Source organism: Acaricomes phytoseiuli DSM 14247, from assembly GCF_000376245.1.
Classification (GTDB): domain Bacteria; phylum Actinomycetota; class Actinomycetes; order Actinomycetales; family Micrococcaceae; genus Renibacterium; species Renibacterium phytoseiuli.
On sequence record NZ_AQXM01000057.1, the window covers coordinates 42,805 to 57,067 of the forward strand.

13 protein-coding genes are annotated in these 14,263 nt (G+C 64.4%); 3 read left to right on the top strand and 10 right to left on the bottom strand.

Translation table 11 applies throughout. The features are described from left to right. Positions 1-4: 4 nt before the first annotated feature. The 5 genes from rsmA to rsmI form a co-directional block, all read right to left on the bottom strand. Complete coding sequence (gene rsmA / locus C501_RS0106925) at positions 5-889, bottom strand: 16S rRNA (adenine(1518)-N(6)/adenine(1519)-N(6))-dimethyltransferase RsmA (RefSeq protein WP_018134904.1); 885 nt, start codon at positions 887-889, stop codon at positions 5-7. 110 nt (positions 890-999) lie between these two features. After that, positions 1,000-2,181 (bottom strand): resuscitation-promoting factor, encoded by a 1,182-nt coding sequence (locus C501_RS0106930; protein ID WP_018134905.1) that lies wholly within the window; start codon positions 2,179-2,181, stop codon positions 1,000-1,002. Positions 2,182-2,528: 347 nt separating this feature from the next. Further along, positions 2,529-3,521 carry a TatD family hydrolase gene (locus C501_RS0106935; RefSeq protein WP_018134906.1) on the bottom strand — a complete coding sequence of 331 codons (993 nt, stop codon included), beginning with the start codon at positions 3,519-3,521 and terminating at the stop codon, positions 2,529-2,531. Between the two features lie 49 nt (positions 3,522-3,570). Continuing rightward, complete coding sequence (locus C501_RS0106940) at positions 3,571-5,046, bottom strand: NAD-dependent succinate-semialdehyde dehydrogenase (protein ID WP_156807679.1); 1,476 nt, start codon at positions 5,044-5,046, stop codon at positions 3,571-3,573. 207 nt (positions 5,047-5,253) lie between these two features. Beyond that, positions 5,254-6,144, bottom strand: a complete 891-nt coding sequence (rsmI, locus tag C501_RS0106945) for a 16S rRNA (cytidine(1402)-2'-O)-methyltransferase (RefSeq protein WP_018134908.1) — start codon at positions 6,142-6,144, stop codon at positions 5,254-5,256. Positions 6,145-6,186: 42 nt separating this feature from the next. Between rsmI and C501_RS0106950 the strand changes: the two genes are divergently transcribed. Beyond that, entirely contained in the window at positions 6,187-7,878 is a 1,692-nt protein-coding gene (locus C501_RS0106950; protein ID WP_342662527.1) for a dolichyl-phosphate-mannose--protein mannosyltransferase, read from the top strand. A 62-nt stretch (positions 7,879-7,940) separates the two neighbouring features. Here C501_RS0106950 and C501_RS0106955 read toward each other — a convergent pair whose 3' ends face one another. Continuing rightward, positions 7,941-9,044 (bottom strand): TIGR01906 family membrane protein, encoded by a 1,104-nt coding sequence (locus C501_RS0106955; protein WP_018134910.1) that lies wholly within the window; start codon positions 9,042-9,044, stop codon positions 7,941-7,943. Positions 9,045-9,129: 85 nt separating this feature from the next. Next, entirely contained in the window at positions 9,130-10,122 is a 993-nt protein-coding gene (locus tag C501_RS0106960; RefSeq protein WP_018134911.1) for a stage II sporulation protein M, read from the bottom strand. Between the two features lie 90 nt (positions 10,123-10,212). Here C501_RS0106960 and C501_RS0106965 point away from each other — a divergent pair, with 90 nt between their 5' ends. After that, positions 10,213-11,010, top strand: a complete 798-nt coding sequence (locus C501_RS0106965; RefSeq protein WP_018134912.1) for an RDD family protein — start codon at positions 10,213-10,215, stop codon at positions 11,008-11,010. A 113-nt stretch (positions 11,011-11,123) separates the two neighbouring features. On the opposite strand, the gene ahcY is transcribed toward C501_RS0106965, so the two are convergent. The 3 genes from ahcY to C501_RS0106980 all read right to left on the bottom strand — a co-directional run bounded on the left by ahcY (position 11,124) and on the right by C501_RS0106980 (position 13,644). Next, positions 11,124-12,617: an adenosylhomocysteinase gene (ahcY, locus tag C501_RS0106970; protein ID WP_018134913.1), complete on the bottom strand. Its 1,494-nt coding sequence runs from the start codon at positions 12,615-12,617 to the stop codon at positions 11,124-11,126. Positions 12,618-12,740: 123 nt separating this feature from the next. After that, positions 12,741-12,968 carry a Trm112 family protein gene (locus tag C501_RS0106975; protein ID WP_245532434.1) on the bottom strand — a complete coding sequence of 76 codons (228 nt, stop codon included), beginning with the start codon at positions 12,966-12,968 and terminating at the stop codon, positions 12,741-12,743. Positions 12,969-13,224: 256 nt separating this feature from the next. Then, a complete protein-coding gene (locus C501_RS0106980) occupies positions 13,225-13,644 on the bottom strand; it encodes a DUF3499 domain-containing protein (protein WP_018134915.1) in 420 nt (139 codons plus the stop codon). A 274-nt stretch (positions 13,645-13,918) separates the two neighbouring features. Here C501_RS0106980 and C501_RS14755 point away from each other — a divergent pair, with 274 nt between their 5' ends. Next, on the top strand, positions 13,919-14,227 hold the full coding sequence (locus C501_RS14755; RefSeq protein ID WP_245532435.1) for a metallopeptidase family protein: 309 nt from the start codon (positions 13,919-13,921) through the stop codon (positions 14,225-14,227). Positions 14,228-14,263 lie beyond the last annotated feature (36 nt).

Here is a 14,263-nt window from a genome sequence, read left to right on the forward strand (position 1 = left end):
GTACTCAACTCAGCTCCCGGGCTGCCACAGCGATTCTGGCGAAGGCGGAAATATCCAGGGTCTCTCCTCGGGCCCCGGGATCCACACCAGCCCGAAGCAGCCGTTCCTCGGCCTGCACCGCCCCGCTGGCCCAGCCGGCGAGTGCAGCACGGAGGGTTTTCCGCCGCTGTGCGAAGGCGGCATCGATCACCGCGAAGACCTCTGCGCGCAGACTCTCATGCGCGGGCGGCTCCCCCCGGGTGAATTCGACCAGACCTGAGGCGATCTGGGGTGCCGGCCAGAACACGTTCTTCCCGATCACCCCCACCTTGCGCATCCGGCCATACCATGCGGATTTCACCGAAGGCACGCCGTAGACCCGGCCTCCCGGAGCGCTGGCCAGCCGATCCGCAACCTCGTCCTGGACCATCACCAGACCGTGCTGCAGGGACGGAAACTGCTCCAGCAGGTGCAGCACCACCGGCACCGCGACGTTGTACGGGAGATTGGCTACGAGCGCGCTCGGCTCATGCTCCGGATCGGCTACCGGCAGTTCCGTGATCCGCAAGGCATCGGCCTGCACTACTTCCAGCGCAGCCGTACGGTCCGGGCGGAACTCGCGCACGGTCTGCGGGAGCCTGGCGGCCAGTACCGGATCGATCTCCACCGCGACGACCTTAGCGGCCACATCCAGCAGCCCCAGAGTCAGCGAGCCCAGACCGGGGCCGACCTCCAGCACCGTCTCCTCGGGGCGGAGACGAGCGGCGGAGACGATGCGACGAATCGTGTTGCCGTCGATGACGAAGTTCTGCCCCAGCGTTTTAGTCGGCCGGACGCCAAGCTCCGCGGCGAGTCGACGGATTTCCACCGCACCGAAGAGAGGGGCGGCACCGGGCAGGGATTCAGTCACCGCAGCAGTCTACCGATAGACCCGGCTGACAAGCCGACGCCCGCATCCGATAACTCGGACACGGGCGTCGCAATGATGCACTGATGGATCAATAGATCAGCGGATATCCCTTAGCGGAAGAGATTAGCGCCGCAGCCCCACTGACCTGCACCGGCTTTGTTGTAGAGGATCTGCGCCCGGTTGAGCTGCTCGGCGGGCGAAGCGTCGATCGGGTTGCCGGTTCCGCCTACGGAGGCCCAGGTACTCTGGGAGAACTGGTAGAGGCCGTAGTAGCCGGCGGGGTTGACGGCCCGCGGATTGCCAGTGGATTCGCACTGGGCGAGCGCAGCCCAGTTGAGCCCGGCGGCAGCGCCACCGGCACTACCGGCTGCTTCCGCAGGCTTCGGCGCTTCCGGCTTGGGGCGATCCTTGCCGCCCACGGTGACTTGCTCGGACACCGGCTCGGAGAGCGTCTTCTCACCGGTGAGTTTCCGGCTCACCTCACGGCCGTCCATGCTGACCACGGCGAAGCTCTTCTCCAGCTTGCCCGGGGTGCCCTTACGGGTCACTTTCTTCTCGTCCTTGAAGGCTTCGGGGTCGACGGTCTGCTCGGTTTTGAAAGGAACGTCTTCGGTGACCGTGCTGACCTCACCGGTGCTCATCCGGGATACTTTGACCACCATATTGGGCACTACCGGCGCCCCGCCCGGAAGCGAGGTGACATCCTGCGGGCCGACCTGCACGCCGGCACCGGAGAGCAGCTCGTCAACGGTGGATGCGGTGGTGGTCTGGGTGACGTTGCGTCCGTCGGCGATCACCTCGACCCGCTTCTCCGTGGAGATCGAGAGCTGCTGGAGCTTGTCGTTGAGCGCCGTCTCCTGGGAGGCGCTGAGCTGAACGTTCCCGGAGACGCCGAGTTCGCTAACCAGATCACCGACATGATCGACGGTGGTCTGCACGGTGGTCTGCGCGCCATCGAGGGTCACGGAAACCTCTTTGGGCGTGCTGACTTTGATCTCGGTGCCATTGGCGACCGCTGTATCGAGCGCTGGAGTGACCTGGTCGGAGGCACCCACGTTCACCGAGGCCTGGGACAGCACGTCCTGGACTGTGCCGCCGAAGGTCTGAACCGCACGCTGCTCACCGTTGACCATCAGGGTGACGTTTTTATTAGCTCCGGCGAAGCCGACCAGACCGCCGATCAGCGCGATCAGGACAACGGCTTGCCCGGTGAGCTTGGGCCAGCTGAGCTTGCCATCTCCGGTGCGCACTGTGGCCCCGAGAGCGGACCGAAAAGAGGAGAAACGTGACACAGGTATCCGTAACTACTAGAGCATCCGGGCACGGAACCTCTACAGACACAGAGCAGGAAAGCGCGCTACCGCAGGGCATGCGTTCACCTTCGTCACGGCCAGGGCCGCCCACCCGCTCAGCCTGGCAAGAACTCAAGATCCCTCAGCCGGGTATCACTCGGGTCGCTGTTATCCGTAGGCCTTCCCCGACCCCGGCTATTGAATATCTAATGTAACCGAATCGTGACCTAAGCGCCAAAGCAGTCTCTGTTCCGTAACGTCCGAACTGGGCAAGATGACGTCCGGTGACTCTCTGCTGACCCGCTTCAGCTCAACTCAGCTCAGCCCGACTCAGCTCAATTCATCAGCTAAGCCCAGGAGCCGTAGACCGTTTCGGTGTTGCGCCGGAGCGAATCGGCGAACTCGGCGAGATCGGCTGCACGGTGCTGGGCCATGGCGCGGACGGTATGGGGCAGCAGATAGCTCGCATTCGGCCGGCCGCGGAAAGGATGCGGGGTGAGGAACGGGGCATCGGTCTCCACCAGGAGCAGCTCTGGTTCGGCGATACTCAGAGCGGCTCGGAGATGATCCGCGTTCTTGAAGGTCACCGTGCCAGAAAAGGACATGTACCAACCGCGCTCATTACAGATCCGGGCAAGGCCGGCATCCCCGGAGAAGCAGTGGAAGACGACTTTCTCCGGTGCGCCCTCTTCCTCCAGGATGCGCACTACATCGTCATGGGCGTCACGGTCGTGGATCTGCAGGGCCAGGCCGAGCCGCTTCGCGATGTCGATATGGCGGCGGAAGGAGAAATGCTGCTCGGAACGCAATTCCGGCTCGGTGCGGAAGTAATCCAGCCCGGTCTCGCCGATGGCGCGAACCCGGGGGTGGCCGGCCAACTGCTCGATCTCCGCTAAGGCTTCCTCCAGCGCCGCTCGCCCCTGGCGGCTCACCAGCCGCGGAGCATCGTTGGGGTGGATCGCCACCGCACCCAGCAGCCGATGATCGGTTTCCACCGCCTCGATGACGAAGCGCGAGGAAGCGATATCGCAGCCCACCTGGACGGCTGCCATCACTGCCGCCTCCGCGGCAGTGTCCAAAGCATCGGTTACCGAGACCTCGACCAGACCGTCCCTGAAGTCCAGATGCGTGTGATTATCGATCACCGGTACGGGCAGCGGCTCCGGAAGCGGAGGATACTCCAGCTTCCGCCGCTTGCCGCTGCCGTCCGTCCCGGAGCGCTGCTGCGAACTCCCGGCGGCACCGGCCACGCCCTGCCCGGCATCATCCGCTACCCGGTAAGCGGCCGGAGCCACCTCGGGGGCCGAATTGTCCTGATCCTCACCGGGGCCTGTGCTCATAAAGCCACTCTAGCCCGGCGAGTTCACCACCGGCTTCGCCGCCGGGAGCTCACGCCGGATCAGCGATGCCGATGTACTGGGTATAGAGGTACTCTTCGATGCCTTCCACTCCCCCTTCGCGGCCCAACCCGGACTGCTTAACGCCGCCGAAGGGCGCCGCGGGGTTGGAGACCACACCGGCGTTGAGCCCGAGCATACCGGTCTCCAGGCGCTCGCCCATCCGCAGGCCGCGGTTGAGGTCCTGGGTGTAGACATAGGCGACGAGGCCGTATTCGGTGGCATTGGCCAGCCGGACGGCCTCATCCTCGTCCCGGAAACTCACGATGGGCGCCACCGGGCCGAAGATCTCTTCCTGGAGGATCCGGGAGTCCTGCGGAACCTGCCCCAGCACCGTCGGCTGGTAGAAGTATCCTTGGCCTGCGACGGGGCCCCCACCGGTCAGTGCCACAGCACCCGCGGAGACCGCATCCGAGACGAGTTCATGCACTTTATCCCGGCTCTTGGCGTCGATGAGCGGGCCGATATCGCTGCCCTCCTCGATACCGGGGCCGGTATGCTTGGCAGCCACCGCGGCGGTGAACTTGCGGGAGAACTCCTCCGCCACCGATTCATGCACCAGAAAACGGTTGGCGGCGGTGCAGGCTTCGCCCATATTGCGCAGCTTGGCCGCCATGGCGCCGGTCACGGCGGCATCGATATCCGCATCCTCGAAGACCAGGAACGGCGCATTGCCGCCGAGCTCCATGGAGGTACGCAGAATATTGGGGGCGGCGTCCGCGAGCAGCGCGCGCCCGACCTCGGTGGAACCGGTGAAGGAGAGCTTGCGCAAGCGGGGATCCACGAGGAGGTCACCCGTGGTGGCTCCCGCGGTAGTCGTCGGGATGACGTTGAGCACTCCGGCGGGCAAGCCCGCATCCAGCATGATCTGGGCGAAGAGCTGGGCGGTCAACGGGGTCAGGGCTGCGGGTTTGAGAACCATGGTGCACCCGGCGGCGACAGCCGGAGCGATCTTCCGGGTAGCCATCGCCAAGGGGAAGTTCCAGGGCGTGATCAGCAGGCAGGGGCCCACCGGTTTCTTCGTGACCAGCAGCCGGGATTTACCGTCCGGAGCTATTGAATAGCGCCCGAACGCCCGCACTGCCTCTTCGGAGAACCAGCGCAGGAACTCAGAACCGTAAGTCACTTCACCGCGAGCCTCGGCCAGCGGTTTGCCCATCTCGAGGGTCATCAGCAGCGCGAAGTCCTCGGCGCGGTCGGTCACCGCGGTGAAAGCCCTCCGCAGGATCTCCCCGCGTTCCCGGGGCGCGGTCGCGGCCCAGGCCTCCTGCGCCGCTGCGGCGGCATCGAGGGCGGCTGCTGCGTCTGCGGCACCGGCATCAGCGATCTCGACAAGCACCTCGCCGGTCGCCGGGTTCTCCACCGCGAAGCGCTGACCGCTGGCCGCCGGACGCCACTGGCCGTCGATGAGCAGCCCTGTCGGGACTTCAGCAAGCAGCGCGGAAATGCGCTCCGGGGAAACAGCCATCGTGATACCAGCTCCTTTGACGAACGACGAGCCTCGGACCGAGCTCTTGCACTTCACGCTATTGCTCCGAGCCATGAGCTGTCTATGCCTCATCGGCAGCTGCTCCGCAGCCCGATTGTGCACCAGCACAACGTGGGATCAGCCGATCCCCCTTCTCCCCTTTATCCCCAAGTGCACGAACAGTTGCCAGAAGCAGCCGGATGGCAGCTAGGGAGTAGGCTCAGCGGTGTTCGCGGCCCGGGCCTCGAGCACCGCCTGATACAGCTCGCGCTTACTGGTACCACTGCTTCCCGCCACCACAGCAACCGCGTCCTTGAGCCGCAAACCGTCCTGCATCAGCTGCTGCACCTGTGCCACCTGCTCCTCGGCCGAGCCCGCCCCGGACGTCGCTGCGCTCTGCGCGCCGACGACCACAGCGATCTCGCCGCGCACTTCGGCCCCCTCCGCCCAGCCCGCCAGCTCGCCGAGCGCGCCCCGCAGCACCTCTTCGTATTCTTTGGTCAGCTCTCGGGCCACTGCAGCTGGCCGGTCCGCACCCAGCACCGCGGTAAGCGCGGCCAGCATCGCGGCGAGCCGATGCGGGGCTTCGAAGAAGATGAGAGTCCGCGGATCTGCCGCCAGCTCCTGAAGCCGGCGCTCCCGCTCTCCGGCTTTACGGGGCAGGAATCCTTCGAAGGCGAAGCGGTCCGTGGGCAGGCCGGAAAGCGCCAAGGCCGCGAGCGCGGCAGAGGCTCCGGGGATCGCGGTGATCCGGACGCCGGCATCGATCGCGGCTGTGACGAGCCGGTACCCGGGGTCGGAGACCGAAGGCATCCCGGCATCGGAGACGAGCAGCACGGTGGCCCCGGCCTGGGCTGCTTCGATGAGCTCTGGGGTCTTCGCGAGCTCGTTGTGCTCGTGATAACTGATCGTTTTGCCCTCGATTCGTATACCGAGCGCTTTCGTCAGCCTGAGCAGCCTCCGAGTGTCTTCCGCGGCGACAATATCGGCCTGGGACAGCCACTCGACCAGCCTCGCCGGAGCATCGCCGGGATTGCCGATGGGCGTGGCTCCGAGCACAATCTGACCAGCCGATTCGGCCTCCCAGGAGGATCGCATACCCCTAGCCTAGTATTTCCGGGCTGGTGCTGAGGTGCTGAGGTGCTGAGTACCACCGGTACCATTGGCATGGTGAGCCAGGACCTTCGCGAGCGCGGCGCAGCGGGCGCGAAACCGCGCACCGCCCGCGGCGCATGGCTCAGCAGCGCAGAACAGGCCCTGAGTCTGAGCGGTTTGCAGAAACGCCTCGGAGTGGGCGGCCCCGGATTCCGCGCATTGCCTCCTGGCCTGCGGCTCTGGTTCTGGCTCGGACCGCTGCTGACGGCCGTTCTCGGCGGCATCCTGCGTTTCTGGCGCTTGGGTGAACCCCGCACCCTGGTCTTCGACGAGACCTACTACGTCAAGGACGCCTACTCGTATCTGGTGAGCGGCTATGAACGTGCATGGGGCAGCGACCCCAACGCTCAATTCGCCGCCGGGGATTTCTCCGAGCTGCTACCGGGCCCCGGATATGTTGTGCACCCGCCCGTCGGCAAATGGCTGATCGCCGCGGGGATGCAGCTTTTCGGACCGGAGAGTAGCTTCGGGTGGAGGTTCAGCACAGCCCTGGTCGGCACTATCGCGGTGCTCGTGGTCGCGCTGATCGCGCAGAAGCTCTTCCGGTCCACACTGCTGGGCATCGCGGCCGGCCTGCTGATGGCCGTAGATGGCCAGGCGATCGTGATGTCCCGGACCGCATTGCTGGATAACTACGTGATGTTCTTCGCGCTCTTGGCCTTCGGAGCCCTGTTGCTAGACCGCGATGACGGTCGGCGCAGGCTGGCTCGCAGATTATCCGCGCAGCTCAGCGGGGCCACCGGCGAGGCCAGAGCGGCCAAGATGCTCTACGGGCCTTTCCTCGGCCTGCGCTGGTGGCGGATCGCGGCCGGAGTCTGCCTCGGATTGAGCATCGGATCCAAATGGAGCGGGTTGTTCTTCCTGGCCGCTTTCGGGCTGATGAGCGTGCTCTGGGACGCATCGGCCAGGCGGCAGGCAGGGATCAGGCGCTGGTTCACGGGGGCCTTCCTAAAGGATTCGCCACTCGCCTTCCTCAGTGTCGTCCCCGTGGCGGCCCTGACCTATCTGGCGAGCTGGAAGGGCTGGCTGCTCTCCAGCGATGCCTATAACCGAAATTGGGCGGCGAGCAACCCTGCTCAGGGCTGGGAGTGGGTGCCGGATTCGCTGCGCTCGCTCTGGGCCTATCACCAGGCCATGTACACCTCCGGCGTCTCGATCACCTCGGAGCACCCGTATTCGGCCAACGCCTGGTCCTGGCTGGTGATGGGACGGCCGACATCGTTCTTCGCCCAGTACCCTTCATCCGGTTGCAGCGCTGACCGCTGCGCCCAGGTGGTCAACTCGGTGGGCAACCCGCTCATCTGGTGGTCCGGTACAGCAGCCCTGCTTTTCCTGGTCGGATACTGGATCCTGCGCAGGGACTGGCGGGCGGCTGCCATTCTCTGCGGCTGGGCCGCCGGCTACCTGCCCTGGCTGCTGTACCCGGAGCGCACGATTTTCTTCTTCTACGTCATCGCCTATACGCCGTACATGATCCTTGCCCTGGTGTTCTGCCTGGGGCTGCTCCTGGGGCCTCGAGAAGCGCCGCCGTGGCGGCGGCAGCAGGGTACGCTCTTCCTCCTCGGGTTCCTGATCCTCGCCGTACTGATCAGCGCCTTCTTCATGTCCATCTGGACCGCGGAGGTCATCAACTACGAGGAGTGGCGCTCGCACATGTGGATGCCCAGCTGGGTCTGATCACCTTAAGTCCGAAGCGGTCAAATCCGAGCCAACTTTCTAGCTCTGAGTGCAGATTCAGCTCAGGAAGCGGCCCGGCGGCCCTGGCGACGACGCTGCGTGGTGTCGGTGTCGTCTTGGCCTGCCTCCCCGGTGCGCCGCTCGTCCACATAGCGCTGGGCTTCAGCACTGTTCGAGCGCCTGCGCTTGGTGGGCCAGGTGAAAGCGAACACCAGGGAGGCGACGATGAGCACGAGCGCGGCGATCACGATCGCCGAATCCGTCCAGAACGGCCCCGGGAAGAGGCGGATCAGTGTATCCGATACCGCGAAGACCCAGGTGCCATCGGTGAAGAAGATCTGGTGGAATCCGGTGAAGAAGCGCTCCCAGCCGGTGAGCGCCAGCACGGCGAGCACGATCATGATCACCAGAATCGCCATGGACCCGGCGAAAAGCGCCCTGCGAACCCCTCCCGGGTTTCTCCGCAGCAGATAGGTCACGCCGATGACCAATACGGCCAGCAACACGAAGGCCACCAGCATGGACAGGCCGTAGACGAGCTTCACATCCGCCATATGGCTCACTTCAGAGGCCGCGAAGAGCGGCTGCCCGTTCGGACCGACCAGATCGCCCAGGTAACGAGAGCCGGCGAGATTGTTCAGATAGTCAACGGTGTATGAGCCGTACGTTAGGCGATCTTCAGTAGAGAACCCGAAGACATCGGCGGGGAAGCCGGGCCGGTAGTACTCGGCCCAGAGGAAAAGCGGCGAGGCGATCAGGCGGATGGCCGCGGCCACGAGCACCACCGGGAAGCAGATGGCAACGATCACTTGCCAGATCCGTGGCATCACCGGACGCGCATCCGCGGCCTGCACCCGCTCTGAGCTGCGCCGCTCCACTTCTTCCTCAGGGGGCCGGATCGAGAGCATCTCAGTGTAGGCGGCAGGCTCCTGGCCGCTGCGCTTGACCGCTTCCGGCAAGGGACGGGCAGTACGCTCGGGGCCCTGCTGCCCGGCTTTCGCCGAAGCAAGCCAGTCGAACGCCGGCTCGGCGGCGGAGTCATCGGCCTCTTCGTCGCTCTGATAGGCAGCCAACTGTGCAGCGAGCTCCTCGGCCTCAGCGGAAGTACCGGACTCCTGGGAATCCGGACGGCGGGAATCGGGAGTGTTCTCATTTTGGCTGCTCACATTCCGACAGTAGCCAGGAACCAGCGCGATAACACGTTGCCACCCCGTGAAGATGGGAGAACCTGTGCGTAGAGCCGCAAATCTTTCAGGCGGCGGGAAGGAGGCTGCCCCGCTCTTCCTCACTGAGATCGCCCTGATGCCCCGCCCGGACGGCGCGCCCGCCCAGGATCACAGTGTAGGCCCAGTAACCGACCAGAACCGCGGCGCCGATGGTGATCTTCAACCAGACCGGCAACGTCGATGGGGTCACCCAGGCCTCGACTATCCCGGAAACGAGAAGTATCACCACCAGGCCCAATGCCACCGTGGCCAGAGCCCTACCTTCCCGCGCCAGTGCATCACGGCGCCGCATGGATCCCGGCGCGATCCAGGCCCAGAAAATCTTCAGCCCAGCAGCGGCGGCCAAGAAGATCGCGGTCAGCTCCATCAATCCGTGCGGCAGGATATAGCTGAAGAACGTGTCACCGCGATCATAAGCGAACATCACGCCACCGGTGATCCCAATGTTCATAGCGTTGTTGTACAGCACGAAGGGAACCCACACGCCGGTGATCCCGAAGAATATGGCTTGTGCGGCAACAAACGAATTGTTCACCCATACCTGGCCGCCGAAAGAAGTCGCCGGGTTCTCCGAGTAATAGGCGGCGAAGTCCTGTCCGGTGAGCTGTTCCAAGTCTTGCTGACTGCTCATGAAACGCAGCAGATCGGGGCTGTTCATAGCCCAGAGCCCGAACAGCACCGCCACCCCGGTGAAGATCACCCCGATGGCGATGGTCAGCCAGCGCAGCCGGTAGCAGGCCGCGGGCAGACTGTATTCGAAGAACTGGCGCACCGGCGCCCAGGGGCCGGAACGGGCTCCTGTGAACCGCGTCCGAGCTCGGGCGAGCAGAGCCGCGAGGGAGCCGGAGAGCGCGCTCTCCGGGGAGATCGAGCGCAAGGTGGAGAGCTGGGTGGAGACGCTCTGGTACAGCCGGAGCAGTTCATCGGCGTCCGCGCCGCTGAGCCGGGGCTGCTTGCAGAGTTCGCGCAGACGCTCCCATTCCGCACGATGCACTGCGCTGAAGGCATCCAGATCCACAGCTTCACCTTACTCTGTCCTAGCGTTGCCCGGCCCTTATTCGGACTCATCAAAACTCTTGAGCCTTGATATCTGGCATAGGCTGGAGCGATGAGCAGCATCGTCACCGGTGAAGCGGTGGTCCTGGAACTGCGCCCCGCCTCGTTCGCCTCCCGAGCCCTGGGCGCGATACTCGATGCCTTCGTGCTCCTAGTGATCCTGATCGTCGGCTATATAGCGTTTTTCTCCATCGTGACAGACCTGGACCCCTCGGCTATCGTGGCGCTGAGCCTCGGCTGGCTGCTGTTCTGCCTGCTCATCATCCCGCTCTGCGTGGAGACGCTGAGCCGGGGCCGGTCCATCGGCAAATTAGCCGCCGGGCTGAGGATCGTGCGCTTGGACGGCGGGGCGATCCGGTTCCGGCACGCCTTGCTGAGAAGCTTCACCGCCATCCTAGAGATCTACATGACGCTCGGCGGGATAGCGCTAATCACGGCACTGGTTAATGAGCGCTCGCAGCGGCTCGGCGATCTGCTCGCCGGCACCTATGCCATTCGAGAGCGGTCCTCGGAGCCACCGCGCACCGTGATCACCGCACCGCCGTTTCTGGCACCCTGGTTGGCCCTGGCCGATATCGGCAGGATCCCGGACGGGCTCGGCCGCCGTATCGCACAGTTCCTGCACCAGGCTCCGGAGATGTCAGCGCCTTCCCGCGATCGGCTGGGGAAGTCCCTGGCGGAGGAGACTCTGCTCTGGGTTGCCCCGCCCCCGCCCCCGGGAACGCATCCGGAGGCTTATCTGGCAGCGGTTGTCGCTGCGCGGCGGGAACGTGATTATCAGCGGCTGAGCACTGCCCAGGAACGCGCCAGTGATACCAGTGCGCGGCTCACCCGGCTGCCCTTCGAATAACCGATCGCACGGTTTAGCGCTGCGCTCACTACACCCCGTACGCCCAGGGGATGTTCCAGCCACCGAAGCCGTCGGTGGTCGCGATGAAACCGCAATAAATAAAGCGATAAAGCTCAGTAGCGGTAGTGCTCAGGCTTATAAGGCCCCGCCACATCGACATCGAGGTACTCCGCTTGCGCTTTGCTCAGCTCCGTGAGCTCCACCCCGAGAGCGCCCAGGTGCAGGCGGGCAACTTTCTCATCGAGCACTTTGGGCAGCACGTAGACCTGGCGCTGGTAGGACCGCTGCGCCGGATCGGCACCCGATTCCCGGTAGTCCTGGAAGAGCTCGATCTGGGCGATGGTCTGATTGGCGAAAGAGTTGCTCATCACGAACGACGGATGCCCGGTGGCGTTGCCGAGGTTGAGTAGACGCCCTTCGGAGAGCACGATGATGGAGCGCTCCTGGGCACTGTCCGCCTCAAAGACCCACTCGTGAACCTGAGGCTTGATCTCCACTTTGCGCACGCCCGGAACCCGGCCCAGGCCGGCCATATCGATTTCATTATCGAAGTGGCCGATATTGCCGACGATCGCTTTGTCTTTCATCGCCAGCATGTGCTCGGCCATGATGACGTCCTTGTTGCCCGTGGTGGTGATGAAGATATCGCCCAGTGGCAGCACTGATTCGAGCTGAGCGACCTGATATCCGTCCATCGCGGCCTGCAGCGCGCAGATGGGGTCAATTTCCGTCACGATCACCCTGGCACCCTGGCCGCGGAAGGCTTCGGCTGCGCCCTTGCCGACATCCCCGTAACCGCAGACCACCGCGACTTTGCCGCCGATGAGCACATCGGTAGCCCGGTTGATGCCATCCGGCAGGGAATGCCGGATGCCGTATTTATTGTCGAATTTACTCTTGGTCACCGAATCGTTGACGTTGATCGCGGGGAACAGCAGGGTACCCTGCTCCGCCAGCTGGTAGAGCCGGTGCACACCGGTCGTGGTCTCTTCGGTGACTCCGTGAATATCCGCTGCGATACGACCCCACTGCCCCGGATCGGCGGCCTGCGCTGCGCGGAGCCGCTCCAGGATCACCCGCCATTCCTCGGGATCCTCTTCAGTCGCCGCGGGGACCGCCCCGGCGGCTTCGTATTCCACGCCTTTGTGCAGGAACAGAGTCACGTCCCCGCCGTCGTCGAGGATCATATTGGGGCCCTGCATACCGACGTCACCGGTCTCCTCTGCCGACCATCTCAGGATCTGTTCGGTCGCCCACCAGTACTCCTCCAGAGTCTCACCTTTCCAGGCGAAGACCGGAACCCCCTGCGGGTCCTCCGGGGTGCCCTGCCCCACGACCACCGCGGCAGCGGCCTCATCCTGGGTGGAGAAGATATTGCACGACGCCCAGCGGACCTTAGCCCCCAAGGCGATCAGCGTCTCGATCAACACCGCGGTCTGCACGGTCATGTGCAGGGAACCGGCGATGCGCGCTCCGCGCAACGGCTGGCTCTCGCCGAACTCTTCCCGTAAAGCCATCAGCCCTGGCATCTCGTGCTCGGCTAGCCGAATCTGGTGCCGGCCAGCAGCCGCCAGGCTGATGTCCGCGATCTTGTAATCCAGTGTCATGTCATCTCCGTAAGAACTCTTCGACTAGCGGCTGAAGGCAACCACTAGGGCATTGCAAACGGTCACAGCGAAAAGTGAAAGAAAAGTGAAAAAGAGGCTGAGTCAGGCGCCTGGTGAGGCAGCCTAGTGTCCGGCTTCCGGCAAAGTACCAAAGGTATCGTCCGGGGCGGTTGCAGGCAGGAGAACCGGAATACCCTCGTCGATCGGGTACCGCAGCGGCGTGTCCTCCGGACCGGCACCAGTAGTTACCAGCTCCGCGCCATCCTGGCGCAGCGTCTGGCCGGTCAGTGGGCAGCGCAGAATCTCCAACAAGTCCTCGCTCAGCCTGACCACCAGGTGCGTACCCGTCATGGTTTCCTCCACCCTTCCAGCGTTTGTTCGTCTGCCCAGCATCTGCTCAGCCGTACCGTCACCATTTTCGGGCCTTATTCGGCAACGATGCGCCGGAAGCACCGGCGGCTGGCATCCTCAGCCTACCGGTATCCGGGCTTCACCGGCCTAGCGGCCGAAGGCCGCGTCTTTTTCCGACTTCTTGCCCGCCGTTCTCCACTGCTGTTCGGCATCGGGCCAGCGATGATACTACGCGCGCTCTTCAGCAGTCAGTCTTTCAAGAGTCTTTCAAGACGCGCAGGTATGAACGCCGCCCGGGACGATCTGGATTCTGCGCTTCAGCGGGTGGTTCCAATGGTGGCTTGCTCTGCCGCGGGGCAGCGGCTATTGACGGGCCGGATTCCTGCGCCTGCCGTTCGGCAGTACTCCTGGCTGCTTCGCGGACGGCATCGGCCAGGGACAGCAGATCATCGGGGTGCGGCTCCGGGCCGCCTTCCGGCATCACCAGGCGAACGATCTCCCAACCGCGTGGAGCCGTGAGGTTCTCGGCGTGCTTGGCGCAGAAATCATAGGTATGCGGTTCGGCGTAGATCGCCAGGGGGCCGATGACTACTGTCGAATCGGCGTAGACATAGGTCAGGGTGGCTACCGCCGAAGCCTGGCAACCTGATCTGGAACACTGACGCATCTTCCCCACGATTACGTAGCCTACCGCGCCGCAGTGACTTTCTTCAGCTCGCCCTCATCGCAACGCTTCAATCGATTCGCCTGACCGCAGCCAGAGGTCTAGCATCCACAGCATGCACGGGAAGTCCGCAGAGCCTGATCGGCGATCGACCTCAGCCGGGCCACGGGTGAGATCCTTTCGGTCGCGGCGCCGGGATCGCCATGGCCGGGGGCTCCGCGGCCCTCTACTGCCAGCTCCCCTGCCGGGTTCTCGGAGCCGCTCTGACGCCTTTGCGGATCTGGTGGTGGAATCAGCAAACCGGTTGCAAGAACTCTGGGGGTCTACGCTGAGCCACGTGGAGTTCGTCATCGATGAGATCCCGGACAATCTCGAAGAACTGACGGCAGCGCATCAGCTTGTGCCGCTCGCCTCGCTCCGCGATGAGAGCTCATCGCGATCCGCGACGGTCATCATCTACCGCCGCCCGGCCCTGCAGAGCGCTTTCGACGACGAAGATCTCGCCGAACTGGTGCACTATGCGGTGGTGGAGCAGATCGCGATGTTCCTGAACATCTCCCCGGAGGCAGTGGATCCCCGGTACAGAGCAGAATGATCTTGCGGGCTTCTACCGGCGCAGTGGTTCAGAGTT

Bases quoted from the DNA above. Each gene is read 5' to 3' on its own strand.
- C501_RS0106935 (WP_018134906.1), bottom strand. From the start codon at position 3,521: ATGAGCACAGGCCCCGGTGAGGATCAGGACAATTCGGCCCCCGAGGTG.
- C501_RS0106940 (WP_156807679.1), bottom strand. From the start codon at position 5,046: ATGGCTGTTTCCCCGGAGCGCATTTCCGCGCTGCTTGCTGAAGTCCCG.
- rsmI (WP_018134908.1), bottom strand. From the start codon at position 6,144: ATGCGATCCTCCTGGGAGGCCGAATCGGCTGGTCAGATTGTGCTCGGA.
- C501_RS0106965 (WP_018134912.1), top strand. From the start codon at position 10,213: ATGAGCAGCATCGTCACCGGTGAAGCGGTGGTCCTGGAACTGCGCCCC.
- ahcY (WP_018134913.1), bottom strand. From the start codon at position 12,617: ATGACACTGGATTACAAGATCGCGGACATCAGCCTGGCGGCTGCTGGC.
- C501_RS0106975 (WP_245532434.1), bottom strand. From the start codon at position 12,968: ATGACGGGTACGCACCTGGTGGTCAGGCTGAGCGAGGACTTGTTGGAG.